General features: G+C 69.6%; 22 protein-coding genes and 4 pseudogenes. 13 read left to right on the top strand and 13 right to left on the bottom strand.

Annotated features, from left to right (window positions below):
• Positions 1-392: 392 nt before the first annotated feature.
• The 3 genes from ACFQV6_RS32465 to ppdK form a co-directional block, all read right to left on the bottom strand.
• Positions 393-1,025, bottom strand: a complete 633-nt coding sequence (locus ACFQV6_RS32465; protein WP_378031461.1) for a YceI family protein — start codon at positions 1,023-1,025, stop codon at positions 393-395.
• Positions 1,026-1,722: 697 nt separating this feature from the next.
• Complete coding sequence (locus tag ACFQV6_RS32460) at positions 1,723-2,130, bottom strand: VOC family protein (RefSeq protein WP_378031453.1); 408 nt, start codon at positions 2,128-2,130, stop codon at positions 1,723-1,725.
• A 281-nt stretch (positions 2,131-2,411) separates the two neighbouring features.
• Positions 2,412-5,105: a pyruvate, phosphate dikinase gene (gene ppdK / locus ACFQV6_RS32455; RefSeq protein WP_378031452.1), complete on the bottom strand. Its 2,694-nt coding sequence runs from the start codon at positions 5,103-5,105 to the stop codon at positions 2,412-2,414.
• A 193-nt stretch (positions 5,106-5,298) separates the two neighbouring features.
• Here ppdK and ACFQV6_RS32450 point away from each other — a divergent pair, with 193 nt between their 5' ends.
• Together ACFQV6_RS32450 and ACFQV6_RS32445 are read left to right on the top strand one after the other, a co-directional pair.
• Positions 5,299-5,766, top strand: coding sequence for a hypothetical protein (locus ACFQV6_RS32450; protein WP_378031451.1), 468 nt, complete (start codon positions 5,299-5,301; stop codon positions 5,764-5,766).
• Positions 5,766-6,956 (top strand): MAB_1171c family putative transporter, encoded by a 1,191-nt coding sequence (locus ACFQV6_RS32445; protein WP_378031460.1) that lies wholly within the window; start codon positions 5,766-5,768, stop codon positions 6,954-6,956. Before ACFQV6_RS32450 ends, ACFQV6_RS32445 begins: the two co-directional genes overlap by 1 nt.
• Here ACFQV6_RS32445 and ACFQV6_RS32440 read toward each other — a convergent pair.
• The gene (locus ACFQV6_RS32440; protein WP_378031450.1) at positions 6,901-7,314 is read right to left on the bottom strand and encodes a helix-turn-helix domain-containing protein; all 414 of its coding nucleotides are present in this window, start codon (positions 7,312-7,314) and stop codon (positions 6,901-6,903) included. The two genes, ACFQV6_RS32445 and ACFQV6_RS32440, sit on opposite strands and share 56 nt — an antisense overlap.
• Positions 7,315-7,738: 424 nt before the next feature.
• Positions 7,739-8,455, bottom strand: a complete 717-nt coding sequence (locus ACFQV6_RS32435) for a hypothetical protein (protein WP_378031449.1) — start codon at positions 8,453-8,455, stop codon at positions 7,739-7,741.
• A 260-nt stretch (positions 8,456-8,715) separates the two neighbouring features.
• On the opposite strand from ACFQV6_RS32435, the gene ACFQV6_RS32430 reads away from it, so the two are divergent.
• From ACFQV6_RS32430 to ACFQV6_RS32420, 3 genes are read left to right on the top strand one after another with little or no spacing between them, the layout of a single operon-like run.
• The gene (locus tag ACFQV6_RS32430) at positions 8,716-10,221 is read left to right on the top strand and encodes an FAD-linked oxidase C-terminal domain-containing protein (protein ID WP_378031448.1); all 1,506 of its coding nucleotides are present in this window, start codon (positions 8,716-8,718) and stop codon (positions 10,219-10,221) included.
• Entirely contained in the window at positions 10,222-11,376 is a 1,155-nt protein-coding gene (locus ACFQV6_RS32425; protein WP_378031447.1) for an FAD-binding oxidoreductase, read from the top strand. It begins immediately after the preceding gene.
• 20 nt (positions 11,377-11,396) lie between these two features.
• Positions 11,397-12,785: a (Fe-S)-binding protein gene (locus ACFQV6_RS32420; RefSeq protein ID WP_378031446.1), complete on the top strand. Its 1,389-nt coding sequence runs from the start codon at positions 11,397-11,399 to the stop codon at positions 12,783-12,785.
• A gap of 149 nt (positions 12,786-12,934) precedes the next feature.
• Here the strand turns inward: ACFQV6_RS32420 and ACFQV6_RS32415 are convergent, their stop codons facing one another.
• Complete coding sequence (locus tag ACFQV6_RS32415) at positions 12,935-14,725, bottom strand: rhamnogalacturonan lyase (protein WP_378031445.1); 1,791 nt, start codon at positions 14,723-14,725, stop codon at positions 12,935-12,937.
• 91 nt (positions 14,726-14,816) lie between these two features.
• On the opposite strand from ACFQV6_RS32415, the pseudogene ACFQV6_RS32410 reads away from it, so the two are divergent.
• A pseudogene (locus ACFQV6_RS32410) lies at positions 14,817-15,152 on the top strand (cellulose binding domain-containing protein); the annotation flags it as partial.
• Here ACFQV6_RS32410 and ACFQV6_RS32405 read toward each other — a convergent pair.
• Positions 15,044-15,337, bottom strand: a complete 294-nt coding sequence (locus ACFQV6_RS32405) for a hypothetical protein (protein WP_378031462.1) — start codon at positions 15,335-15,337, stop codon at positions 15,044-15,046. The pseudogene ACFQV6_RS32410 and the gene ACFQV6_RS32405 sit on opposite strands and share 109 nt — an antisense overlap.
• A 37-nt stretch (positions 15,338-15,374) precedes the next feature.
• On the opposite strand from ACFQV6_RS32405, the gene ACFQV6_RS32400 reads away from it, so the two are divergent.
• Entirely contained in the window at positions 15,375-15,965 is a 591-nt protein-coding gene (locus ACFQV6_RS32400) for an SGNH/GDSL hydrolase family protein (RefSeq protein ID WP_378031459.1), read from the top strand.
• 41 nt (positions 15,966-16,006) lie between these two features.
• Here the strand turns inward: ACFQV6_RS32400 and ACFQV6_RS32395 are convergent, their stop codons facing one another.
• Entirely contained in the window at positions 16,007-16,957 is a 951-nt protein-coding gene (locus tag ACFQV6_RS32395) for a DUF6348 family protein (RefSeq protein ID WP_378031444.1), read from the bottom strand.
• A gap of 195 nt (positions 16,958-17,152) precedes the next feature.
• On the bottom strand, positions 17,153-17,476 hold the full coding sequence (locus ACFQV6_RS32390) for a putative quinol monooxygenase (protein ID WP_378031443.1): 324 nt from the start codon (positions 17,474-17,476) through the stop codon (positions 17,153-17,155).
• An 85-nt stretch (positions 17,477-17,561) separates the two neighbouring features.
• Between ACFQV6_RS32390 and ACFQV6_RS32385 the strand changes: the two are divergent.
• From ACFQV6_RS32385 to ACFQV6_RS32375, 3 genes and pseudogenes are all read left to right on the top strand, one after another.
• Positions 17,562-17,675: pseudogene (locus tag ACFQV6_RS32385) on the top strand (pentapeptide repeat-containing protein); the annotation flags it as partial.
• A 59-nt stretch (positions 17,676-17,734) separates the two neighbouring features.
• Complete coding sequence (locus ACFQV6_RS32380) at positions 17,735-18,529, top strand: IclR family transcriptional regulator (protein ID WP_378031442.1); 795 nt, start codon at positions 17,735-17,737, stop codon at positions 18,527-18,529.
• Positions 18,530-18,657: 128 nt separating this feature from the next.
• Positions 18,658-18,933: pseudogene (locus ACFQV6_RS32375) on the top strand (hypothetical protein); the annotation flags it as partial.
• A gap of 230 nt (positions 18,934-19,163) precedes the next feature.
• Here ACFQV6_RS32375 and ACFQV6_RS32370 read toward each other — a convergent pair.
• The 4 genes and pseudogenes from ACFQV6_RS32370 to ACFQV6_RS32355 form a co-directional block, all read right to left on the bottom strand.
• Positions 19,164-19,499 (bottom strand): annotated as a pseudogene (locus ACFQV6_RS32370) (iron-sulfur cluster assembly protein); the annotation flags it as partial.
• The gene (locus ACFQV6_RS32365; protein ID WP_378031441.1) at positions 19,499-20,533 is read right to left on the bottom strand and encodes an amidohydrolase family protein; all 1,035 of its coding nucleotides are present in this window, start codon (positions 20,531-20,533) and stop codon (positions 19,499-19,501) included. The pseudogene ACFQV6_RS32370 and the gene ACFQV6_RS32365, both read right to left, overlap by 1 nt.
• Before the next feature lie 99 nt (positions 20,534-20,632).
• Positions 20,633-21,631 carry an NAD(P)-dependent alcohol dehydrogenase gene (locus ACFQV6_RS32360; protein WP_378031440.1) on the bottom strand — a complete coding sequence of 333 codons (999 nt, stop codon included), beginning with the start codon at positions 21,629-21,631 and terminating at the stop codon, positions 20,633-20,635.
• A 156-nt stretch (positions 21,632-21,787) separates the two neighbouring features.
• On the bottom strand, positions 21,788-22,486 hold the full coding sequence (locus tag ACFQV6_RS32355; protein WP_378031439.1) for a suppressor of fused domain protein: 699 nt from the start codon (positions 22,484-22,486) through the stop codon (positions 21,788-21,790).
• A gap of 86 nt (positions 22,487-22,572) precedes the next feature.
• On the opposite strand from ACFQV6_RS32355, the gene ACFQV6_RS32350 reads away from it, so the two are divergent.
• The 3 genes from ACFQV6_RS32350 to smpB all read left to right on the top strand — a co-directional run bounded on the left by ACFQV6_RS32350 (position 22,573) and on the right by smpB (position 24,018).
• Positions 22,573-23,049: a DUF1801 domain-containing protein gene (locus ACFQV6_RS32350; RefSeq protein ID WP_378031438.1), complete on the top strand. Its 477-nt coding sequence runs from the start codon at positions 22,573-22,575 to the stop codon at positions 23,047-23,049.
• A gap of 185 nt (positions 23,050-23,234) precedes the next feature.
• Positions 23,235-23,528: a hypothetical protein gene (locus ACFQV6_RS32345; protein WP_378031437.1), complete on the top strand. Its 294-nt coding sequence runs from the start codon at positions 23,235-23,237 to the stop codon at positions 23,526-23,528.
• 10 nt (positions 23,529-23,538) lie between these two features.
• Complete coding sequence (gene smpB, locus ACFQV6_RS32340; protein WP_378031436.1) at positions 23,539-24,018, top strand: SsrA-binding protein SmpB; 480 nt, start codon at positions 23,539-23,541, stop codon at positions 24,016-24,018.
• Positions 24,019-24,092 lie beyond the last annotated feature (74 nt).

Below are 24,092 nucleotides of genomic sequence, written 5' to 3'. Positions count from 1 at the left end.
CCCGGCCCGGCCTTCCCACCCAGCTGGCCCTGAGCGGGGCCCCACGGCCCGAAAAGCACCCCTCACAGCCAGCCGAGCCGCCCGGCTGGCCGTGAGCGGGCCCCCACGCCCCGAAGAGCACCCCTCACAGCCAGCCGAGCCGCCCGGCTGGCCCTGAGCGGGGCCCCACGCCCCGAAAAGCACCCCTCACAGCCAGCCGAGCCGCCCGGCTGGCCGCGAGCGGGGCCCCACACCCCGAAAAGCACCCCTCACAGCCAGCCGAGCCGCCCGGCTGGCCGCGAGCGGGGCCCCACGGCCCGAAAAGCACCCCTCGCGGCCAGCTGACTGGGCCGGCTGGGCGTGAGTGGTGTCTTGCGGTTCGGGGAGGGAGGGGCGGCGGTGGGCGGTGGGGGTCACGGTTCGCGGATGGCCTCGCCCGCGAGTTCGATTTTGACCTTTTTGCCGACCAGGACGCCGCCGCTTTCGAGGAGCACGTTCCAGAGCAGGCCGTAGTCCTCGCGATCGAACTCCGCCGACGCGCTGAAACCGAAGATGTCCCGGCCGTAGGGGTCACGCCGGGCCCCGCCGAACTCCATGTGCATGTCGATCGCCCGGGTCACACCCTTGATGGCCAGCAGGCCGCTCACCACGAACCGGCCGGACGATCGGGTCGCCGCGGGTGGCAGGTCGGCTACCGTGCCGCGGCGGCCGAGCGGGTTGTTGCGCAGCCGCGCCCAATGGAAGATCGGGTCGCTGTCGGCCTCCCACGCGATGCCGGTGCTGCGATAGTCCAATGTGGGAAATCGTTCCACGTCGAGAAAATCCGGGCTCGACAGATGTTTGTCCCTATCCGGATTGTGCGTGTTGATGCTGGCAGACCTGATGGTGGCCGTGATCGACGACCTCAGTGGGTCTCCCCCGACCACGATCGTCGCGGACGCAGCGGCGAACTCACCGCGAATCGGGCTGACCATCATGTGCTGCGCCAAGAAACCTATTCGTTTGTGCGCCTCGTCCAGTTTGTAGACGCCTGGCTCCGGAATCATCAAGCCGTTCCACTCACGGATCGGCCGGTCGACCGTCACGTAGCTCCCCCTCGGCAACCTCCAGCACCCTGAAACACGAGCCCCCCGGCTCGTTCAGATGCTGGATTTCGGGGCGAGTCTAGGCTCCACCTTGGTCACGCAGTGTCCCCGAGGATTGCATTACGTGGCCACCACCACATTTCCCCAGTACCCCAAGATCGATGAATTCGTACCATTCGGGGCAGGCGGCCAGGCGCCATTAATGGACACCCTCAACTGCGAAGATGCCAATCCGGTGATGACATGGTGGCAATGCGTCCCAAGAAGCCGGGAAACGTTGTCGGAAGCTGGACATGAGCGTGATTCGTCGCTCATCGTGATGGCCGATCCCGCATTCCGGGACATGGGCGCAGGGTGTGAGCGGGACAGGTGCGCAGGGTCGTGCGAGCCGAGACCTCTGCTCCGGTCGCGGCTCGGGGGCGACGGCGGGCCGCGGTGGCGGGCGGCAGGCCGCGGTGGCGGGCGGCAGGCCGCGGGCGCGGGCGGGAGGCCGCGGGCGCGGGCGGGAGGCCGCGGGCGCGGGCGGTGGGCCGCGGGCGCCGCCGAGGGCGCGGGCGGTGGGCCGCGGGCGCCGCCGAGGGCGCGGGCGGCGGGCCGCGGGCGCCGCCGAGGGCGCGGGCGGCGGGCCGCGAGGGCGGTGGCGGCGGGTGGCGGCGGGTTACTGCTGGCCGATGTTGACCATCCAGGGGACTCCGAAGCGGTCGACCAGCTGGCCGAACTCGTCGCCCCACATCTGCTTTTCCAGGGGTACGGCGATGGTGGCGCCGTCGGCGAGCTTGGACCAGGTGTCCTGGAGGTTGTCCCCGGGGGCGCCGCTCAGGCTCACGGTCATCGTGTTGCCCGGGGCGAAGTCCATGCCGGGCGGGACGTCGGAGGCCATGAGGGTGTTGCCGTCGGACGTGGTGAGCTGGGCGTGCATCACCTTGTCCTTGATGCCGGGGTCCGGTGTGCCGAACTCGCCGAACGTGTTGACTTTCAGCTCGCCGCCGAGGACCGAGTGGTAGAACTCCATGGCCTCGCGCGCGTTGCCGTTGAACGTCAGGTAGGGGTTGAGACGGGACGTCATGACAGCTCCCTTGCCGATCGACCCGTGACTTGCTCCAACACCCGGACGGTAGACCCACCCACCGACATCTTTCGCCGGAATCGGCAGGCTGTACCCGGTCGGGTTCGCGAACCGGCCACTGTGGCACATCGCCCGCGGCCTTCCGGCCCGGCGCAAGCGGACGGACGGCACAGCCGGCCGGCCGACTCAACCCGGCCGACTCAACCCGGCCGACTCAACCCGGCCGACTCAACCCGGCCGCCTCGGAGACAGCCGGCGCCGCGAAACTGTGGGAGGGTTGCTCAGCGGTGGTCCGAGCCGTCGGATTGCACTGCGGCCCGCCCTGCCTCCAGACGGGCGATCGGCACCCGGAACGGTGAGCACGACACGTAATCCAGCCCTACTTCGTGGAAGAAGTGCACCGAGTCCGGGTCACCACCGTGTTCACCGCAGACGCCCAGCTTCAGCCCGGGGCGCGCGGCCCGCCCCTCCTCAGCGGCGATCTTCACGAGGCGCCCGACGCCGTCCGCGTCGATGGACTCGAACGGGGAGATGCCGAAGATGCCCAGCTCCAGGTAGCGCCAGAAGAACGCGCCCTCCACGTCGTCGCGGGAGAACCCCCACGCCATCTGGGTCAGGTCGTTGGTGCCGAACGAGAAGAACTCGGCCGCCTCGGCGATCTGCCCGGCCGTCAGGGCGGCCCGCGGCACCTCGATCATCGTGCCGATCAGGATTTCCACGGGAGACTCGCCGACCACCTCCGCGATGATCTTCTCGGCTTCCGTGCGTACCGTCTCCAGCTCTTGAACGGCACCCACCAGCGGAACCATGATCTCCGGGCGCGGCCTGCCGCCCTCGGCGGCGAGGGCGACCGCGGCCTCCGCGATGGCCCGGACCTGCATCGCGAAGAGGCCGGGAATGACCAGGCCGAGGCGTACGCCGCGCAGGCCCAGCATCGGGTTCTGCTCGTGCATCCGGCGCACGGCGGCGAGCAGCTTCTCGTCGTGTTCGACGCGCCGGCCGTGCTCGTGCTGGACCGCGACGCGCACCGCGAGCTCCTCCAGCGACGGCAGGAACTCGTGGAGCGGCGGGTCGATCAGCCGGATGGTGACCGGCAGCCCGTTCATCTCGCGGAAGATCTCCAGGAAGTCGGCGCGCTGCAGCGGCTGCAACTTCGCGAGGGCCCCGTTGCGCTCGTCGTCGGTACGCGCCAGGATCAGCCGTTCCACCAGCTCACGCCGGTCGCCGAGGAACATGTGCTCGGTACGGCACAACCCGATCCCCTGTGCACCGAAACGCCTCGCCCGAGCCGCGTCCGTACCGGTGTCAGCGTTGGTCCGCACCCGCAGCCGCCGCTTCTCGTCGGCGTGCGTGATGATCCGGTGCACAGCGGCCACCAGCGGATCGTTGGCGTTCGCCGGATCCAGGTCCCCCTCGAAGTACTGCACGACCTCGCTCGGCCGCACCGGCACCTCACCGAGGTAGACGCGCCCGGTCGTCCCGTCGACCGACACGACCTCACCCTCGCGGACAGTGTGCCCGCCGACGGTGAACGAGTCACGGCCGACCTCCATCTCGTCGGCACCGCAGACGCAGGTCTTGCCCATGCCACGGGCCACCACCGCCGCGTGCGAGGTCTTGCCGCCACGGCTGGTCAGAATGCCCTCGGCGGCGATCATGCCGGGCAGATCGTCCGGGTTGGTCTCCCGGCGGACCAGGATGACCGGCCGGCCCTGGGCGGCCACCTCGACGGCCCGCGCCGCGGTGAAGACCACCTCGCCGAAGGCCGCGCCCGGTGAGGCCCCGACACCCCGGGTGATGGAGTCGGGCGACGACGATTCCGGGGACGGCGACAGGTCGAAGCGCGGGAACATCAGCTGCCCGAGCTGGGCGCCGGTGACCCGGGTGAGCGCCTCGTCCAGGTCGATCACGCCCTCGTCGACGAGCTGGGCCGCGATGGTGAAGGCGGCGGCAGCGGTGCGCTTGCCGACCCGGGTCTGCAGCATCCACAGCTTGCCGCGCTCGATGGTGAACTCGATGTCGCACAGGTCGCGGTAGTGGCCCTCGAGGGTGGCCATGATCTGCATCAGCTCGTCGTACGACTTCTTGTCGAGCCGTTCCAGGTCGGCCAGCGACAGCGTGTTGCGGATGCCGGCGACCACGTCCTCGCCCTGCGCGTTCGACAGGTAGTCGCCGTAGACGCCCTGCTCGCCGGTGGCCGGGTCACGGGTGAATGCGACGCCGGTGCCGGAGTCGGAGCCGAGGTTGCCGAAGACCATGGCGACCACGTTGACCGCGGTACCCAGGTCGGTGGGGATGCGCTCCTGGCGGCGGTAGAGGACGGCGCGGTCGGCGTTCCAGGACCGGAAGACCGCCGCGATCGCCAGGTCCATCTGCTCGCGCGGGTCCTGGGGGAACTCGTGCCCGGTGTGCTTGGCGAAGACCTTCTTGTACGCGCCGACGAGCGCCCGCAGATCGTCGGCGTCGAGCTGGACGTCGTCGGTGACGCCCTTGGCCGTCTTCGCCTCGTGCAGGGCGTCCTCGAACTCGTGGCCGGGCACGTCACAGACGGTCTTGCCGAACATCTGGATGAGCCGCCGGTACGAGTCCCAGGCGAACCGGTCGTTGCCGCCGGCCTGGCGGGACAGCCCGTCGACGGACTCGTCGTTGAGCCCGACGTTGAGGACCGTCTCCATCATGCCGGGCATCGAGAACTTCGCGCCGGACCGGACGGACACCAGCAGCGGGTCGGCCGAGTCACCGAGCCGGCGGCCGATGGCCCGTTCCAGGGTGGCCAGGTGCTCGTCGATCTCCGAGGACAGGCCGTCCACCTGCGTACCGTGGCGCAGGTATTGCTGGCAGGCCTCGGTGGTGATGGTGAATCCGGGGGGAACCGGCAGGCCGAGGTTCGTCATCTCCGCGAGATTGGCGCCCTTGCCACCCAGCAGGTCTTTGAGGTCCTTGTTGCCCTCGTGGAAGTCGTAGACGAACTTCATGCCGCACCCACCTCCGGTTAAGAATCCGCGGCCAGACACCTTTCCTGCCCCGGAATTCGTAAGGCTAAGCGTGATCGTGGTGAATAGTTAACAGTCCCGTGGGCTTTTCCACACCCGCACGGAAGAGGCTGTTCGGTTAGCGCTCCCAATGAGCAGTTACGAGCACGGGCGCGGCCGGGGTACCGTTCCGGCAATGGAGGGACTGCGCCGCCGCAGCGCACGGCGGCTGAGGGGCATCCGTCTCCCGTACCCCTTCGATCTTGATCTTCTGTGCGCCGAGGTCGCGGCCTCGCGCGGCCGTCCCCTGCACCGCCGCCCGCTCCCCGGCCTCAGCCCCGGTGCGCCGTGCGGGCTCTGGATCGGTATGCCCGCCGCCGACTACGTCTTCTTCGATCCGGGCACCTCGCCGCTGCACGCCGAGCACATCGTGTTGCACGAGATCGCCCACATCCTGTGCGGGCATCAAGCCGCTGCCGGCGCGGCCCAGCTCTTTCCGGATCTGGATCCCGCGCTCGTCGCCCGTGTGCTGGGGCGCGCCGGGCACACCACGGCCCAGGAACGCGAGGCCGAGATGCTCGCCTCGATGATCCGCACCGCGGGATCACCGGCCCGTGACGACCCGGTCGGCCGGATCGCCGACGCACTGGGCGCCCCGGCGTGATGCTGGCGGTCGGCGCCGCTCTCTGGGTGATCGTCCTCGCCCGGCTGCCGGGCCTGCGCCGGGATCACCGGCAGCGGGTGCTGTGGGCCAGCTTCCTGGCGTGCGCGCTCGCCGTCTCCCTCGCGGCGCCCGCGATCCGCGCCGGCCGCGACGTCCCGGTCGCCGCACACCTCTGCGGGGTGACCGCGGCGTTTCTGCTGCTCCGCTTCATCTCCCTGGTCACCGGCACGGGACGGGGCCGGGCTCAGCTGGCACTCCTCGGTGCGGTCCTGATCGCGATGACCGTCCTGGCCGCGCGCGGCATCGCGACCACGCCGCCCCGGCTGACCGCCGGGATCACCCCGGCGCAGATGGCCTACTGGACCGTATTCGAGGGATATCTCGCGGTGGTGGTCGCACTCTGTGCGCGCGCCTGTCTGGCCCTCGGGCGCTCCGCGCCGCGCGGCATGCTGCGGGTCGGCCTGGTGACCATGGGCGCCGGGTTGTCTCTCATTTCGGCGTACGCGGGGAGCACTGTCATTCTTGTGGACCTGCGTGGTTCCGGGCTGCCCCTGGACTTCGGGCAGTGGCAGCCGTGGACCGTGGCCGTACGCCGGACCGGCGTGGTGCTCTACCTGGCCGGCGGCTCGGTGCCCGCCGCGGCGCGGTTGCGGACCGTGCTCGGCGCCTACCGGACGCTGCTGGTGCTGCGGCCGCTGTGGAGCGCGATGCGGCGGGCCTTCCCGCAGATGGTGCTGTGGCGGCCGGCCCGCTCGGCGGTGGAGGCGCGGGGCGTGGCGGGGGTGCGGCTGCGCCTCTACCGCCGGGTCATCGAGATCCGCGACGGCATGCTGGCCCTGCGCGACTTCCTGCCGGCCGACGCGGCCCAGCCCCACAACGCAGCTCTTGAAGACGCAGCTCTTGTAGACGCAGCTCTTGATGACGCAGCCCTTGAAGACGCAGCCCCTGAAGACGCAGCCGTCGCGGAGGCGCGGGCGATCGTGCTCGCGCTGCGGCGCCGGGCCGCCGGGGAGCCGCCGGCCGACCCGCCCGGGCGGTGGGCGCCGGTCGGCCCGGACATGGCCGACGAGATCGCCTGGCTGTCACGGGTCAGCGCGGCCTTCCGCGACGAACAGCGGCGGGGTGCCGGGGACCTCAGCCCGTGTCGCGGGGATGCTCGGACTCCCAGACCTGCCGGATCAGCTCGCTGATCGCCGCGCGCCCGTCCGGCGACACGTCAGCGGCTCGCAGCGCCATCTCGGTCACCCCGGCATCGCGCAGGGTCCGCAGCAGTTCCAGCTGACCGTCGACCCGGGCGGTCGTCTCGTCGTCGAGGAAAAAGGCGACCGGCACCCCGAAATACGTGGCGAGCGCCGTCAGATGCTGAACAGTCGGGTTGTCGCGGCGGCCGGTGCGCAGCTGCCAGATGTACGTGTGCGAGATCGGGACACCCTGCGCCGCACGGATCGCCTCGGCGACCGCCATGTAGCTGGGCTCGGGCCGGTCCGTGGCGCGGAAGAGCCGGTCCAGCTTCCCGGCGAGCGAGAAGACCCCCTCTTTACCGGCCATCCCGCACCACCTCCCGCCGGACCCCCGGCTCCCCTCCCGTACAGCCATGAGCAGCGGCGCAGCGCTCAGAGCAGAGCCCTGAGCAGTGCTGACGCCGATGCGCATCCCCCGATGTCGGCCACGGCATAAACTGAGGTTGATGAGCCGACCAAAGCCTAGGCCACGTTCGAACGGTGCTCAAGAAACTTCACCGGGACGGTTGAGTCCGCATCGGACAGTCGGGGGATGTCGCTCCCGGACCTGCCGGGGCAGCCGGGAAAATAAGGGCGCCGCTGCGAATTCCACGGGGGAAGAACTCGCAACGGCGCAGAGCGAACATTAGACCAACGGCGTCCGGCTCGCAATCCCAGCCGTGGACCCAGCCGTGGACCCAGCCCCAATTCCCAGCAGAAGCCCAGCAACGGGCCCGCACACCATCCCGGAACTAGCCCACGCGCTGAACGACGGTGCCCACCAAGCGCTTCCAGTCGTTCTCGAAGTTCGGGGACGCGCTCGCGTTGTTCAGCTGATAGAGCGCGTACGTGTCGACCAGCACCACGTTGCGGCTGTTCAGCACGGCGACCGCGGTGTCAGCGGTGCCCGGGTGCGCCGCCTCGTACCGCTTGTGCCGGATGATCACGAACCCCGACCAGCCGGCCTCGTCCACCGGGCGCACCTCGACCGTCTCGGTGTACGCGGGTTCGTTGCGGTCCGCGGTGACGGTCGCCGGCACCGAAACCGACGGAGCGCACTTGTCCGCAACGGCCTTCAGCAGCGCCTGCCCGTTCGCGGCGGTGGCGGCGTCCGGATAGACCAGGGCGGTCTGGTGCAGGGTCTGCGCACCCTTCGAACCCTCGTCAGCGAGCGAGGACGACACGACGTCGGCGCCCGGCGGCACCTGCGGCGGGGTGGTGGTGCCACCGCAGAAGTTCACCATCTGCACCGGATCGGCGCTCGCCTGCGGATCGGCCGCCTGCGGCGCGTCCCAGGCCGGGCCGATCTCGGCGGCCTGCAGGAACGCCCCGCGCATCGTGGTGACGGCGATCAGCCCGGCGTCCGGGGACGGGTCGGTCTCGTCGTCGCTGCATCCGGCCACCAGCGCGAGAGCGCAGGCGGCGGTCAGGACGGTCGCGGCGGCACGGGTCCGGGCGGTCGACAGCATCCGGCCATCTTGGCAGACGGCAGCCGGATCAGAAAAAGCCCGCACGCTGCATCGACGTGGCGTGACGCGGCCACCACGGCCCGCTAGGAAGCGACACCCGGTTCCATACGGTCGAGCCCCGCGCACCTCCGGAGGCATCACGCGCGGCGGCGAGCAGGCTCGGAGACATCGCACCCGGCGCCGAGCCCGGCCAGAGGCATCGCGCGCGGCGTCGATCACGGTTAGCGTGGCGGTAGGCACCGGCGCCAGGGAGGCCCACGATGACGATTGTCGATGAGCTTGCGGCGCGGCTGCGCGCGGAGATGCCCGCTGAGCAGGTGCTCACCGACAGGCAGCAACTTCGGACGTACGAGTGTGACGGCCTCGCCCACTACCGCGTCATCCCGGCGCTGGTGGTGCTCCCCCGCACCGCCGAGCAGGTCGCCGCCGCGGTCCGCGCCTGCGTCGCCGCGAAGGTTCCGTTCGTCGCCCGCGGCTCCGGGACCGGGCTGTCCGGCGGGGCGCTGCCGCACGCCGACGGTGTCCTGATCGTCACCTCGCAGCTGCGCCGGATCGTGGAGGTGCGCCCGGCCGACGAGCGGGCCGTCGTCGAGCCCGGCGTCATCAACCTGCACGTCACCCACGCCGCCACCCCGTACGGCTACTACTACGCCCCGGACCCGTCCAGCCAGCAGATCTGCTCGATCGGCGGCAACGTCGCGGAGAACTCCGGCGGCGCGCACTGCCTCAAGTACGGGTTCACCACCAACCACGTGACCGGCCTGCGGGTCGTCACCCCGGACGGCGAGCACGTCCAGTTCGGCGGCGCGGCCCCGGACACGCCGGGATACGACCTGCTCGGCACGTTCGTCGGCTCCGAGGGGACGCTCGGCGTCGCCACCGAGGTGACGGTCCGCCTCACCCGCCTGCCCGAGACCGTCCGCACGCTGCTCGCCGCCTTCCCGTCCACCGACCAGGCGGGTGCCGCCACTTCGGCGATCATCGCGGCCGGGGTGGTGCCCGCCGCGATCGAGATGATGGACGCGCTCTCCATCGAGGCCGCCGAGGCCGCGGTGCACTGCGGTTACCCCGCGGGGGCGGGCGCGGTGCTGATCGTCGAGCTGGACGGGCCGGCCGCCGAGGTCGCGGCCCAGTTCGACGAGGTGACCCGGCTGTGCGACGAGGCGGGCGCGTTCGAGAGCCGGGTGGCCGCCGACGACGCCGAGCGGCAGCTGATCTGGCGAGGGCGTAAGTCGGCGTTCGCCGCGGTGGGGCGGATCAGCCCGGACTACATCGTCCAGGACGGGGTGATCCCGCGGACCGCGCTGCCGGAGGTGCTGCGCCGCATCAACGAGGTCTCCGCCGAGCACGGCGTCCGGGTGGCGAACGTGTTCCACGCCGGCGACGGCAACCTGCACCCGCTCGTCCTGTTCGACGACAGCGTGCCGGGCGAGGCGGAACGCGCCGAAACGGTTTCCGGGGCGATCCTCGACCTCTGCATCGAGTACGGCGGATCGATCACCGGTGAGCACGGCGTCGGCGTCGACAAGGCCCGCTACATGCCACGGATGTTCAGCGAGGCCGACCTCGACACGATGCAGCTGGTGCGCTGCGCCTTCGACCCGGACGGCCTGGCGAACCCCGGCAAGATCTTCCCCACGCCGCGGCTGTGCGGGGAACGGCCGGGGCGGCGGCGGGGCGGCTCCGAACAACAGGGTGGCTCCGAACAACAGCGTGGCTCCGAGCATCAGGGCGGCTTCGAGCACCAGGGCGCGGAGGTCTTCTGAATGAGCGTGCTCGACGATCTGGCGGTCAAGGCGGGCGACGGCGACGTGGTGGGCGGTGTGCCCGCGCGGCTGGTGGCGGCGCCGGCTTCGACCGGGGAGGCGGCCGCGCTGATCGCGGCGGCGCAGGGCCTGAGCATCGTGATCCGGGGCGGCGGCACCAAGCTGAACTGGGGAAACCCGCCGCGCGAGCTGGACCTGATCATCGACACGCGGCGGCTGGCGGGAGTGGTCGAGCACGCGGCCGGCGACCTGATCACGGTGGTCCGCGCCGGAACGCCGATGGCCGAGTTGCACGCGCTGCCGGGACAGCAGCTCGCCCTGGACGCTCCGGAGGGCGCGACGGCCGGGGGCACGGTTGCCGCCAACGGGAGCGGTCCGCGGCGGCTGCGCTACGGTGCCGCGCGCGATCTGCTGATCGGCATCACCGTGGTCCGGCCGGACGGCCAGATCGCCCGGGCGGGCGGCAAGGTGGTCAAGAACGTCGCCGGCTACGACCTGGGCAAGCTCTACACCGGGTCCTTCGGAACCCTCGGGCTGATCACCGAGTGCGTCTTCCGCCTGCATCCGGCCCCGCTCCAGGCTTTTTTCGTACGGGCCAAAGCTCCACCGGGCCACGCCGCCCGGATCATCGCCTCCCAGGTGGCGCCGAGTGCGCTCGAGGTCCACGCGGCACCGGGCGCCGACCCGGAGATCGCGGTCCTGCTCGAGGGCACCGCGACCGGCGTGCGCGACCGGGCCGCCGCGGTGGTCGCGCTGCTCGAGGGCGGTGAGGCCAGCACCGAGCCCCCGCCGTGGTGGGACGAACAGCCCCCGGGCGATGTCACGGTGAAGCTGACCGGAGTGCTGTCGCAGGTGCCGGCGCTGGTGGCGACAGCGGTCGGTGCCGGCGCCACGGTCACCGGCTCAGCGGGCGCCGGCGTCCTGTACGCGGGCCTGCCCGCGGACGGATGCGACCCGCGCAGCCGGGTGGAGCTGCTGCGCGCCGCGGCGGTCCGGGCGGGCGGGCACGCGGTGGTGCTGAGCGCGCCGGACGACGTCCGCGAGACCTTGGACGTGTGGGGTCCGGTGCCGGGGCTCGCGCTGATGCGCCGGGTGAAGGAGCAGTTCGATCCGGAGCATCGGTTCGCGCCGGGCCGGTTCGTGGGCGGGATTTAAAGAGTGGAGGGATTTGATTTATGACCGACGTCCACGCCACCCACGGCACCGGCGAGCCTCCGCCCGACGCCCTGCGAGCCGCCGAGCGCATCGACGTCCCCGCCGGCGGGCCCGCGTTCGACGCCGACCATCCGCCGAGCGCGGATCTCGTGTCGGACTGCGTGCACTGCGGGTTCTGCTTGACGACCTGCCCGACGTACGTGCTGTGGGGCGAGGAGATGGACTCGCCGCGCGGGCGTATCCACCTGATCGGGCAGGGCCTCGACGGGGAACCACTGAGCGACTCGATGGTCGGCCACTTCGACAACTGCCTCGGCTGCATGGCGTGCGTGACGGCCTGCCCGTCGGGGGTGCGCTACGACCGGCTGATCGAGGACACCCGGGCTCAGGTCGAGCGCCGGCACGACAGGAGCGCGCGGGACCGTGCTCTCCGAACGGCGATCTTCGCGCTTTTCCCGTACCCCAAACGGCTCCGGTTGTTGCGGGGGCCGCTCCTTGCGTACCAGAAATCGGGTTTGCGCAAGCTCGTGGGCCGGACCGGCCTCCTGCAACGACTGGCACCCACCCTCGCCACGCTGGAATCGCTGGCGCCGCGGCTGCGTGCCGTTCCGAAGCCGCCGCGGCGCGTCGCCGCGCGCGGCAAACAACGCGCCGTCGTGGGCATGCTGACCGGTTGTGTGCAGTCGGCGTTCTTCCCGGACGTCAATTCAGCGACGGTACGCGTGCTGGCCGCCGAGGGCTGCGAGGTGCTGATCCCGCCCGGCCAGGGATGTTGCGGTGCGCTGAGCGTGCACAACGGGCGCCGGGAGGAGGCGCAGAGGTTCGCCCGCAAGCTGATCGACACGTTCGAGACGACCGGGATGGATTACTTCGTGGTGAACGCGGCCGGATGCGGGTCGTCGCTGAAGGAGTACGGCGAACTGCTCGCCGGCGACCCCGCGTACGCGTCCCGTGCCGCCGCTTTCACCGCGAAGGTCCGCGACCTGACCGAGCTGCTGGTGGAACTGGGCCCGGTGGCCCGCCGGAATCCGCTGCCGCTGACCGTCGCCTACCACGACGCCTGCCACCTGGGGCACGCGCAGGGCGTTCGCGCCCAGCCGCGCGCGCTGCTCGCCGGCATCCCCGGCCTGGAGGTGCGGCCGATCGCCGACCCGGAGATCTGCTGCGGCTCGGCGGGCGTGTGGAACGTGCTCAACCCCGTCCCGGCGGCCGAACTCGGTGACCGCAAGGCGGCCGCGGTCCTCGACACCGGCGCGCAGCTGCTGGTCACCGCGAATCCGGGCTGCCTCATGCAGGTAGCAGCCGGCGTGCGCCGTAGGGGCGGGCAGATCGCACTGGCCCACACCGCCCAGGTCCTGGACGCCTCCATCCGTGACCTGGGCGGTGCGGGCCTGCTCCGGGGGCGGTGACCCACCATCCACCCCCGGCGGCGGTGCGGAACCCGGGCCCGTTCCCATACCCGTCTCCGCACCTGCCCCGGGCCCATCCGCGTCCGGCTCGAGTCCCGTTCCCCAGCCTCAGTGCCGCACGCCCCCGGGGAGCTGTTCGGCGCGTTCGCTCAGCCGATGGCGAAGCTCGGGTGCGGGGGCTGGTTGTAGGCGGTGTTCTGCCAGGCGATCGCGGTCCGGTACTGGATGTCGTGCATCAGCGTGATCACCCGCAGGCTGGTCGCCGCCGGGGTGCTGTAGATGCGCAGCCTGGTGTTGTCGCTCGTCGGCCAGATGACCTCCTCGCGCCAGTCACCGAGGATGTCCGCGGAGAGCGACGGCGTCGCCTTCGTGCCGTTGTTCGAGTGCACGTCCGAGGCGGTCAGCAGGCGGGTGTCGGCCGACGTGCCGTACTTGTCGATGCGGGTGGCGTCGAGCAGCTCGCGCTGGGCGTCGCCGTCCCACCAGATGACGAAGTTGGTGGAGCTCGGCTTGCGGCTGGAGACCACCGCGCCGGACGGGCTGCGCACACCGGACGGGATGGAGGACCAGGACTCGGCGCCGGGGCTGCCGGCCCAGATGTCGGCGGAGACGCCGCGGCCGTTGTCGCCACCGGCCGGTGTCGACCAGAGAATCTGACCGGTACGCGCGTCGGCGAACCACGACGACGGCTTGCTGGCGTCCTCGTCGACCTTGAACACCTCCAGGCCGGCGCGGTTCGGGTCGAGGTCGCCGACGTGCAGGGTGTCGCCGTGGCCGTTCCCGGTGTTCCACAGGCGGGCGCCGTTGTCGTCGATCGCCAGCGAGCCGTAGATGATCTCGTCGCGGCCGTCGGCGTCGACGTCGGCCACCGAGAGCTGGTGGTTGCCCTGGCCGGCGGTACCCGGGTTGGTGGAGCTGTTGCTGTCGAACGTCCAGCGCCGGGTCAGCGTGCCGTTGCGGAAGTCCCAGGCGACCACGACGCTGCGGGTGTAGTAGCCGCGCGCCATGATGATGCTGGGCCGGGAGCCGTCCAGGTAGGCGGTGCCGGCCAGGAAACGGTCCACCCGGTTGCCGTACGAGTCACCCCAGCTGCTCACGGTGCCGCGCGGCGGGACGTAGTCGACGGTGGAGCGGATCGCGCCGGTCTGGCCGTTGAAGACGGTCAGGAACTCGGGGCCGCTGAGGACGTAACCGCTGGAGTTGCGGTGGTCGGCGCTCGCGTTGCCGATCACCTGACCGGTGCCGGACGTCGTACCGTCGGCGGTCTTCATGACCACCTCGGCCTTGCCGTCACCGTCGTAGTCGAACACCTGGAACTGCGTGTAGTGCGCGCCGGCCCGGATGTTACGGCCCAGGTTGATGCGCCACAGCCGGGTGCCGTCCAGCCGGTACCCGTCGATGTAGACCGGGTCGGTGACGCCGGACTGCGAGTTGTCCTTGGCGTTCAGCGGTTCCCACTTGAGGACCAGATCCAGCTTGCCGTCGCCGTCCAGGTCGCCGGTGGAGGCGTCGTTGGCGGCGTAGAGCGAGCTGTTCGGGTTTTGGATCGGCACGTCGAGGTAGCCGTTCGCGAAGCTCAGCGAAGCGGCCGACGCCGCCTGCTCGGCGCCGTTCACCACGGGACGCACCGTGTACGCCTGGCCCGCCGCCGCGCCGGAGTCCAGATAGTTGGTCACCGACGTGGTGGCGACCCTGGTGGATCCTCGATAGAGGTTGAACGTGACACCGGCCGGGTCGGTGGCCAGCAGCCGCCAGCTGACCAGGTTGCCGCTGCCGGAGCGGACGCTGATCAGACCGCGGTCGAGCGCCTCGCGCTGCTTACCGTCGGTGAGCGGGGGGACGGGGGGCGCGGCACCGGCCTCGACCTGGGCCGCCACCAGCAATCCCGCGCCGAGGACGGCGGCGCCGAGGGTTGCGGTGAACTTCCTACTGAGGGCCATTCTCCAACCTCACATCGATGTGCGTTAATGGGAGCGCTCCCAGCGTGCGCCGTTCCCGCACGCTCGTCAAGAACACCCCCGGAGGCATCCCATGCATCGACGAAGACTTGCCGTCGCCGCCATCGTCAGCTCGCTCGTCGCGACAGCCGCCGTCACCACCGCCACCAGGGCGGATGCGGCGGCCGGCTGCGCGGTGAAATACACCGTCTCGTCACAGTGGCAGGGCGGCTTCGGCGCCAATGTCGAAGTCACCAACCTCGGCGATCCGGTAACGGCTTGGTCACTGGTGTTCACGTTCACCGCCGGGCAGAGCATTTCTCAGCTCTGGAACGGCTCGGTGTCCCAATCCGGGTCCACCGTCACCGTGCGTAACGCCGGATGGAACGGGGCCGTCGCCACCGGCGGTGCCGCGTCGTTCGGGTTCAACGGGTCGTGGACGGGGTCGAACCCGGTGCCGTCGTCGTTCGCCTTGAACGGGACGGTGTGCACCGGTGGCGTGGTCCCCACCACTCCGTCGTCGCCGTCGCCGTCGTCCTCGCCGTCTCCTTCCACCTCCCCGTCCAGCTCGCCGTCCACCTCGCCCTCCACCTCGCCGTCCACCTCGCCGTCCACTTCTCCCTCTACGCCTGGCGGTGGGCCGACGAAAATCATGGCGCTCGGGGATTCGATCACCGGGTCGCCGGGGTGCTGGCGGGCGCTGCTGTGGCAGAAGCTGCCGGCTGCTCGGGTGGATTTCGTGGGGACGCTGCCCGGGCAGGGTTGCGGATTCGCCTACGACGGGGAGAACGAGGGGCACGGCGGTTTCCTGGTCACCAACGTGGCGAGCCAGAACCAGCTGGTCGGCTGGCTCTCCGCGTCGGACCCGGACGTGGTGCTGATGCACTTCGGAACGAACGACGCGTGGAGCAACCTGTCGACGGCCACGATCCTGGCGGCGTACACGAGGCTGGTCGAGCAGATGCGCGTGTCCAACCCGAGAATGAAGATCATCGTCGCGCAGATCATCCCGTTGAACCCGCCTACCTGTACGGACTGCGGCCAGCGCGTGGTGAACCTGAACGCCGCGATTCCGGCGTGGGCGGCGTCGCTGAGCACGGCGGCCTCGCCGATCACGGTGGTGGATCAGTGGACCGGGTTCAACACGGCAACTGACACCTACGACGGCGTGCATCCCAATGACGCCGGCAACGTGAAGATCGCGAACAAGTGGTATCCAGCGCTCGCTGCGGCGATCTCCTGAGCTGCCTACTCGGGGTGCACTGCCTACTCGGGGTGCACGGCCTACTCGGGGTGCACGGCGACCGCGTAGAAGCGGGCGAACGCCACCTCCTGGAGCGCGGGCCATGGTAGGGCGGCCATCGCGTTGGAGGCGGCTTCGGCCACTACGCCGTCGACGCGGATCTCGGCGGTCACCGAGTTCGGGGTGCGGCAGAGGAACACCTTGATGCCGTTGGGCCAGGACCGGTTCAGCACGGGCGTCAGCTCGGCAGCGAGGACACGCAACACCTCGCTGTCGAGCAGCGCCTGCTGGAGCTTCTCGTTCGCGCCGTCGTCGGTGCCGTAGGCGATCACGCCCGAGCTGATGGTGTGCCAGCCGGGCAGCGCGGCCGTGTCCCCGGCTGTGCGCCCAGCCGAGTTCCCGGCTGTGTGCCCAGCTGTGTGCCCAGCTGTGTGCCCAGCCGAGTGCCCAGCTGTGTGCCCAGCCGTGTGCCCGGTTGCGAATCCGGTTGCGTATCCGTTCGTGTGCCCAGCTGCGTCCCCGTACGCATGCCCGTTGGTTTGCCTGTTGGTTTGGCCGCCTGCGTCGCCGTAGGTATGCCCGTTGGTTGGCCCGCCTGTTTGCGTGCCGCCGCGCAGATGGTCGGCGAATTGGCCGGTTCCGCCGGTGGCCACTTCGAGGAAGCAGGCGCCGGAGGTCTCCGACCAGAGGTGCAGGACGCCGTCGAGGGCGTCCGGGAAGTCGCCGAGGCCGCTGATGCAGTCGGTGATGATGCTTTCGGCGCCCAGGGACACGTCACCGCTGAAACCCAGGTCGAAATGAGCCGGGTGATCGGTGTGGTTGGGCAGCGCCATCAGTGCCCAGCCGGTGTGGCCGAGCAGCATCCCGTTGTGGACGCGGCTGCCCATGGTGAAGCCCGGCGCCATCTCGTCCAGCCTGTCGCGCAGAAGCGCCATCAGCTGGTCGTCGGTGGGGCGGGCGGTGATCCGGGTGTGCCGGCGTTTCCAGAACACCGGCACACCCTAAGTGCTGTGAGCAGCAACTGTCCTGAGCTACGGGGGTCTTGATCGGAGCTTTTGTGATCTGACGCTGGGCTTAAGCAACAACTAATCGGTGTCTAAGTCACGGCTAATAATTTCCTAAGCCGGCAATCCGCAGCGCCCCTGATCCCCCGCGCTCTAAGCCCTGCGCCCCGATCTTCTGCGCCCCTACTCCACGGCCATTTCTCCGAGAGCGGACCAGTCGTTCTGGTCGACGGACTGGCTGACGATCTTCGGCGTGACGGCCAGGTACCGCGGCAGGTCCTGTTGCGCCTGCTTGAAGTGGGACGAGCCGACGTGCGCGCCGCCGGCGTCGCCGTCCCGGAACGCTTCGACGAGGACGTACTCGTTCGGGTTGTCGAGGCTGCGGGACCAGTCGAACCACAGGCATCCCGGCTCGGCGCGGGTGGCCTCGGTGAACGGGCCGGAGATCCGCGGCCAGTCGTCGGCGTGTTCCGGCTTGATCAGGAACTTCGCGGTAATGAAGATCATCTTTGATCCCTTTCGCACTATTGGTTGCGCCGCTTCCCTCATCATGGTCCGCGACGCAGTCTGAGGGGTATGAGCGGCGCAGCTTCTGACGGCGGGGCTTCGAACGGCGCAGCGCCTGACGGCAGCGCTTCGACGGGCAGAGCTTCGACGGGCAAAGCTTCGACGGGCAAAGCTTCGACGGGCAAAGCTTCGACGGGCAAAGCTTCGACGGGCAGAGCCTCGACGGGCAGAGCCTCTGCGAGTGGGGGCGCTGGGCTGTTGCAGTCCGTTGAGCGGGCGATGCGGGTGCTCGATCATGTTGCTGCGGCGGGCGGGCCGGTTGCTGCCAAGGACGTGTCCCGTGCGCTGGGGCTCACCCTGCCGACCACCTATCACCTCCTCTCCACGCTGGTGACGAGCGGTTACCTGGTGCACCTCGCCGAGGAGAAGGCGTATGCGCTCGGGCACCGGGTCGACGACCTGGCTCGCGCCCTGCATCGGCAGATCGCGGCGCCGGCCGAGGTGCGCAGGGTTGCCGCAGTGGTGCACCGGCAGGCGCACGCCGCGGCCTACTATGCCGCTCTGCACAACGCCGAGATGATCGTTGCGCACGTCGACGAGTGTCCGGCCCATCCGCGCATCCGGATCCTCGGCGTCGGCTTCCATGAGGCACCGCACGCCACCGCGTTCGGCAAGCTGATGCTCGCCACCCTGGAACCGGCCGACCGGGAGGCGATGCTGGACCGAACCGGTACGCCCGCCGTCACCCCGGCCACCGTCACCGACCGGGGACTGCTGCACCGTCAGCTCAGCCAAGTACGCGGGACCGGCCTCGCCGTCGAAGTCAACGAGTTCCAGCCGGAGTTGAGCTGCATGGCGGCACCGGTCAACGACGCGGCCGGCCGGTTCGTGGGTGCGGTCGCGGTGTCGCTGCCCACCAGCCGGATGCGCGCCGACCGGTGGGCGATAGAGCGGGTGGTTCGCCTTGGCGCGGTGCGGGCGAGCAGGGCGGTCGCCCTCGACACTGCCACGCGCACCGGGCGCCTCCGAGGTGAGATTCGAGGTGGGTTCTGAGGCGGGTTCTGGTTCAGTCGCTTGGTTGTGTTCAGTCGCTTGGTTGTGTTCTGTTGCTTGGTTGCGTTTGGTTGTTTGGTTGCTGGTGGGACGGGCCGTAACGGGTTTCGAGGAGGCCGCGGCAGAGCGTGGCGTTGCCGTCGACGCTTACCCGTACGGTGCGGGCCAAACGCAACCAGGCAGGTAGCCGGTCGGCGGCGATCGGCGCGCCCCGGTCGTCGCAGATCGCCAGCTCACTGACCAGGCCCAGCCGCTCGCGGCGCCGGACCACCGCGGCGGTCGCGTCGGGCGCGAGGTGGGCCGCTTCGGCGAGGGTGAGGCGGGCCAAGCGCTCCCCTATTGGTTGTTCGGGGGCTGGATTTGGGAGGGCTGAGCTTTCGAGGGCTGAGCTTTCAAGGGCTGAGCTTTCAAGGGTTGAGCTTTCAAGGACTGAGCTTTCAAGGGCTGAGCTCAGCGCGCGTGCCAAGCGCTCCTGGGCGGCAACGTGGGCCTTGCGTTCGAAGGTGTCGCGCAGGTCGGCCAGGGCCGGGTCGCCGCCGTCGGTGTCGAACCGGGTGCTGAAGCCGCTCGACGCCGCTACCCCGGCGTTGATCTCGGCGGCGGCGAAGTGGTCGAGCAGCACTACCTCCGCACGGTGTGCGCCGGGAAGGGCGGCCAGGGCGTCGCGGGCGTCGGCGACCATGAGCCAGGCGAAGTTGGGCGCGCAGAAGTACGTCGGCAACCGTAGTTCTGCGCGGATCCCCTCGCCGTCGCAACTCAGCGCGGCGACGAAGCCCAGTTCGGTGATCGGCTGGTCCAGCTCCGGATCCCGGACTGATCCCAGCGCCTCCCAGGCCTGAGTTTCCCGATTCTGCGCCTCCCAACCCTGCGCCTCCCAACCCTGCGCCTCCCAACCCTGCGCCTCCCAACCCTGCGCCTCCCAACCCTGCGCCTCCCGACCCTGCGCATTTTGGCTCGGATAGCCCAGCATCAGAGGGATCCCGAGGCGATCGCGGGCCCGGTGTCGACCGGTTCGGTCCTCGCTGATTCGTCGGGCAGGTCCAGTTCGCCCGGCACCTTGATGTCGTAGAGGCGCGCCGCGTTCAGGCCCAGGATCTTCTTCTTGATCGTCGTGGTGAGGGTGCCGTACTCGCCCTGCAGGTCCTCCGGGATCTGGAAGTCGGCGAACTTCTCGATCAGCCACTTGGGCTGCCAGATCGCGTAGTCGCTGCCGAACAGGATCCGGTTCTCGTCGAGCCAGTAGAGCAACTCGCCGATGATCTGCGCGAAGTAGCGGGGACGGCTGTGGATGAACGGCATCGCCACGGCCAGTCCGCCGTACACGTTCGGCTCCTGCGTGGCGATCCAGCAGAAGTCCTCCAGGCGCGGCAGGCCCACGTGCTCGACGATGAAGTTCAGGTCCGGGAAGGCGGTGGCGGCGTCGTCCACGTCGGCCACGTCGAAGGCGTCCCGGTTCATCGGGTACACGGTCGGGCCCTTGTGCACGTGAATGTTGCGGATGCCCAGCTCACGGCACTTCTCGAGATAACGGTACGACCACGGGTCGGACAGTTTCCAGCCCTTCGAATCGCCCTTCCACTCGGCCGTGTAGAGCTTCACGCCGCGCAGCTGCCAGCGCTCGTGGAGCCGTTCCAGCTTCTCCAGGCCGGCCTCGCCGTCACGCGGGTCCCAACGGCCGTTGACGATGAACCGGCCCGGATGACGTTCGGCGAGGGCGCCGTTCTGCTCGGTGGTGTTGAAGCCGTTGACGTACCAGTCGGTCAGGTAGGTGGACTGGAGGATGGCGACGTCGTCGTACCCGTTCTGGAAGAGGTCGCGGATCATCCGCTCCTCGCTGTAGCGCTCGAAGTCTTCGAGGGGCCATTTGTACTCGTCCGGCGACAGGTTGGAGTGGTAGTCGTGGAAGCACTTGATGAAGCCCTCGCCGTACCTGTTGATCTGGTTTGCCGGGCTGCCGTCCCAGAAATGGGTGTGCGCGTCGACAACGAAGTAGTTCTTGTACATCTCAGCCTCCCGTTTGCAGGGCTGGATAGCAGGGCTGGATAGCAGGGCTGGATAGCAGGGCTGGCTGGATAGCAGGGCTGGCTGGATAGCAGGGCTGGATCAGGGGACGAGGATTCCGCGGCCCGCCAGGCGGCCGGTTTCGAGATCGTCCATTGCCTCGTTCACGGCGGTGAGCGGGTAGGACTTCGTGTGCAGGGTGACCTTGCCCTGGGCGGCGAGAGTCATCAGCTCGTCGAGATCGGTGTACGAGCCGACCAGGTTCCCGACGATGTTGCGCTCCGTGGAGATCAGGTCGATCGTCGGGATGTTCACCGAACCGCCGTACCCGATCACGAAGTAGCTCCCGGCCCGCCGGGTCATCGCCAGACCGGCCGCCTCCGCGCCCTGCTCCCCGACGAAGTCGAGCACCACGTGCGCACTGTCGATCAGCTCGTCCGTGCCGTCGGTGACCTCGTGGGCGCCCAGGCCGGTGGCGAGGCTACGGGCCCGCTCGCTCGGGTCGACGACGATCACCCTGGTCGCGGTCATCGCCAGGAGACACTGGATCCCGATGTGCCCGAGGCCGCCCGCGCCCACCACCACGCAGGTCGTACCGGGATACAGCAGCGGCACCGCCTTGCGCACCGCGTGGTAGGCGGTCAGCCCGGCGTCGGCGAGGGCCGCCACCGCTGCCGGTTCCAGGCCGGGTGCCAGCTTCACCACCGCGCGGGCGTTCGTGAGCAGCAGATCTGCCATGCCGCCGTCGCAGTCGATGCCGGGGAACCGCGAGTTCTCGCAGTGCACGTCGTCGCCACGACGGCACGGCCGGCACAACCCGCACGTCACCAGCGGATGCAGAATCACCGCGTCGCCTGCGGCAACATTGGTGACGGCGCTGCCCACCTCACGCACCCAGCCGGCATTCTCATGCCCGATGACGTACGGGAGCCGCACGCCGGACTTGTCCGCCCACTGCCCCTCGACGATGTGCAGATCCGTGCGGCAGAGGCCGGCCGCCCCCACCTCCACGAGCACGTCGAGAGGGCCGGACAGCGCCGGCTCGGGCACTTCGTCGACCGTCGGCCGTTTGCCGTAGGAGTGCGCTCGGACAGCCTTCATCGACCTCGTCCCCCTTCACGTTGTCCCTGTCCAGGGACTCTGCGCGGGGTGTCGGGATCGAGAAAAGCTCGCGTTCAGACTGTGACAACGCTCTGCCTGTAACAATTCCCTCTATACAACGCCCCTTGGCCCTCTTTCGACCTCGGGGCGTTCAGGTCAAGCGAACGACGGGCGCTCCGGGTCGAGCAGCTCGGTGATGCTGCCGCGGTCGAGGATCTCGATCAGCGCGTCGGTGCCGCGCTCCAGCTTGACGCGCACCTCGTCCGGGTGCAGCGGGATCACGGCGAGTACGTCGACAGTGGTGCCGTCGCCGACCTGGACGGCGCGGGCCTCGGCGGGCACCCGCAGCATCGGCGTGACCACCGCTCCGGCGAAGGGGACGCCCGCCGCGTACGGTTCCATCGGGTCGCCGTTCGGGATCGAATGCCATTCGCCGATCCAGGTGCCGTACTCGTGCGGCAGGCGGGCCACCTGCTTGAGCAGCGTGATCGGCCAGCCGGACGCCTCATCTCCGAGGGCCGACCTGTCGTTGAGGGGCCAGTCCGGCGGCAGGGCGATCATGACTTCGGCGTACGGGCTGATGCCGTGCCCCTCGGGAACAGTCATCGGCAGTTCGCTCATGCCGGAGGTGATCAGCGTCCGGAACGGCCGGTCGGCGGTCGGGCCGACCACGTAGATGTGCACTCCGACCAGGTGCGACGCGATCTCGTGGTAGACGAACTCGACGGGACCGAAGAACTGCTCGATGTGCCGGTCGATCGCCTCGCCCACCTCCTGCCGCTGACCCTGCGCCGCCACGAACTCGTCGTGTTTCGACTGGTGGCGGAGAATTCCGGACCCGATCGGCTCATCCATGAGTGGACACCCTATCGGGGTGGAGCGTTGCAGGTGCTGGGCGTTCGGCTCTGGCCGCAGGCATGGGGCGGGCTTAGCCTGACGAGATGGCTGAGCCCGCAACGACTGCGCCCAAGACGCCTGCCCCCAAGACAACCGCGCCCAAGACAACCCGCAATGACGACGACGTTGCGGCCTTTCTCGCTGGGGTCGCGGACGAGAAGCGTCGCGCGGATGCTGAGGCGGCCTGCGAGCTGATCGCCGAGGTGACGGGTGCGGCTCCGACCATGTGGGGCAGCGCGATCATCGGGTTCGGCACCTACCACTACCGGTACGCCAGCGGGCGGGAAGGCGACTGGCCGGCGGTGGGGCTCTCCCCGCGCAAACAGGCGCTGACGTTGTACATCTCGGGTGGCTTCGAGGCGTACGCCGACCTGATGGGCCGTCTCGGCCCCCACCGCAACGGAAAGTCCTGCCTGTACCTGAAACGCCTTGCCGACGTCGATCAGGCCGTGCTTCGTGAACTGGTGAAGGCCGGCTTCGAGCACCTCAACGGGCGCACCCTCACGTCGGAACCAGACTGACGCCCGGCCCTCGATGTTCGAGCTGTGTGTTCGAGCTGGATTGTCGAGCTGGGTTGTCGAGCTGGGTTGTCGAGCTGGGTTGTCGAGCTGGGTTGTCGAGCTGGGTTGTCGAGTTGCAGGAAAGTGCGGGCTGACTCGCGAACCGGTGGCGCGCGTGTGTCCAGAGCGGACTGCATAATCATCCGGTGGACAATTGGGAATACGCGCGGCTGGAGTATCGCGCGGCGGGCACGCTCGGCGGCGATCGCTACATGGACTGGACCGCGACGTTCCATCATCCCGGCGGGGTGCTGCGCTGGGGTACCGATGAGCGCTTCGACGACGTCCGGCACCTGAACCGGGCGGGACAGGCCGGCTGGCAGGCGTACGACCGGGCGGTGATCCACGTCAAGGACGAGCCGCACCGCCTGAGCAGCGTGACGTACTCGATGCGGCGCCCCATCCCCGTCGACCCGCCCGCCGTTCCCGGCGTGTCCTAGGTTTGGTCTCATGCCTCGCGAGACCGGAACGAAGCTGATCGCCTCGAACAAGAAGGCGCGCCACGATTACGCGATCCTGCGCACCTACGAGGCGGGCATCGTGCTGGCCGGGACCGAGGTCAAGTCGCTGCGCCTGGGCCGCGTGTCGCTCGTCGACACGTTCGCCCAGGAGCACGAGGGCGAGATCATGCTCTACGGCCTGCACATCGCCGAGTACGGCTTCGGCAGCTGGACGAACCACGCCCCGCGCCGCACCCGCAAGCTGCTCCTGCACAAGACGGAGATCATCAAGATCCTGAACCAGCTCGGGAACGGGACCGGCCTGACTTTGGTGCCGTTGTCGCTCTACTTCAAGGACGGCTGGGCCAAGATCGAGCTGGGAGTCGCGCGAGGGCTCAAATCGTACGATAAAAGGCAAGTCATGGCCGAGCGCGACGCCCAGAAGGAGATCGCCCGCGAGATGGGCCGGCGCTTGAAAGGCCGCCGGTAGAGCGCTGCTCTGACCCAAGCTGCCCTGACCCAAGCTGCTCTGATCCGATGTCAGCGCAGGCGCGCTTCAGATCA

Origin of the sequence: Actinoplanes sp. GCM10030250 (assembly GCF_042666575.1) — a bacterium.
Classification (GTDB): domain Bacteria; phylum Actinomycetota; class Actinomycetes; order Mycobacteriales; family Micromonosporaceae; genus Actinoplanes.
This window is presented reverse-complemented; position numbering and strand designations above follow the sequence as displayed.

Coding starts and splice junctions, on each gene's coding strand:
- ACFQV6_RS32465 (WP_378031461.1), bottom strand. CDS start 1,025: ATGATTCCGGAGCCAGGCGTCTACAAACTGGACGAGGCGCACAAACGA.
- ACFQV6_RS32460 (WP_378031453.1), bottom strand. CDS start 2,130: ATGACGTCCCGTCTCAACCCCTACCTGACGTTCAACGGCAACGCGCGC.
- ppdK (WP_378031452.1), bottom strand. CDS start 5,105: ATGAAGTTCGTCTACGACTTCCACGAGGGCAACAAGGACCTCAAAGAC.
- ACFQV6_RS32450 (WP_378031451.1), top strand. CDS start 5,299: ATGGAGGGACTGCGCCGCCGCAGCGCACGGCGGCTGAGGGGCATCCGT.
- ACFQV6_RS32445 (WP_378031460.1), top strand. CDS start 5,766: ATGCTGGCGGTCGGCGCCGCTCTCTGGGTGATCGTCCTCGCCCGGCTG.
- ACFQV6_RS32440 (WP_378031450.1), bottom strand. CDS start 7,314: ATGGCCGGTAAAGAGGGGGTCTTCTCGCTCGCCGGGAAGCTGGACCGG.
- ACFQV6_RS32435 (WP_378031449.1), bottom strand. CDS start 8,455: ATGCTGTCGACCGCCCGGACCCGTGCCGCCGCGACCGTCCTGACCGCC.
- ACFQV6_RS32430 (WP_378031448.1), top strand. CDS start 8,716: ATGACGATTGTCGATGAGCTTGCGGCGCGGCTGCGCGCGGAGATGCCC.
- ACFQV6_RS32425 (WP_378031447.1), top strand. CDS start 10,222: ATGAGCGTGCTCGACGATCTGGCGGTCAAGGCGGGCGACGGCGACGTG.
- ACFQV6_RS32420 (WP_378031446.1), top strand. CDS start 11,397: ATGACCGACGTCCACGCCACCCACGGCACCGGCGAGCCTCCGCCCGAC.
- ACFQV6_RS32415 (WP_378031445.1), bottom strand. CDS start 14,725: ATGGCCCTCAGTAGGAAGTTCACCGCAACCCTCGGCGCCGCCGTCCTC.
- ACFQV6_RS32400 (WP_378031459.1), top strand. CDS start 15,375: ATGGCGCTCGGGGATTCGATCACCGGGTCGCCGGGGTGCTGGCGGGCG.
- ACFQV6_RS32390 (WP_378031443.1), bottom strand. CDS start 17,476: ATGATCTTCATTACCGCGAAGTTCCTGATCAAGCCGGAACACGCCGAC.
- ACFQV6_RS32365 (WP_378031441.1), bottom strand. CDS start 20,533: ATGTACAAGAACTACTTCGTTGTCGACGCGCACACCCATTTCTGGGAC.
- ACFQV6_RS32360 (WP_378031440.1), bottom strand. CDS start 21,631: ATGAAGGCTGTCCGAGCGCACTCCTACGGCAAACGGCCGACGGTCGAC.
- ACFQV6_RS32355 (WP_378031439.1), bottom strand. CDS start 22,486: ATGGATGAGCCGATCGGGTCCGGAATTCTCCGCCACCAGTCGAAACAC.
- ACFQV6_RS32350 (WP_378031438.1), top strand. CDS start 22,573: ATGGCTGAGCCCGCAACGACTGCGCCCAAGACGCCTGCCCCCAAGACA.
- smpB (WP_378031436.1), top strand. CDS start 23,539: ATGCCTCGCGAGACCGGAACGAAGCTGATCGCCTCGAACAAGAAGGCG.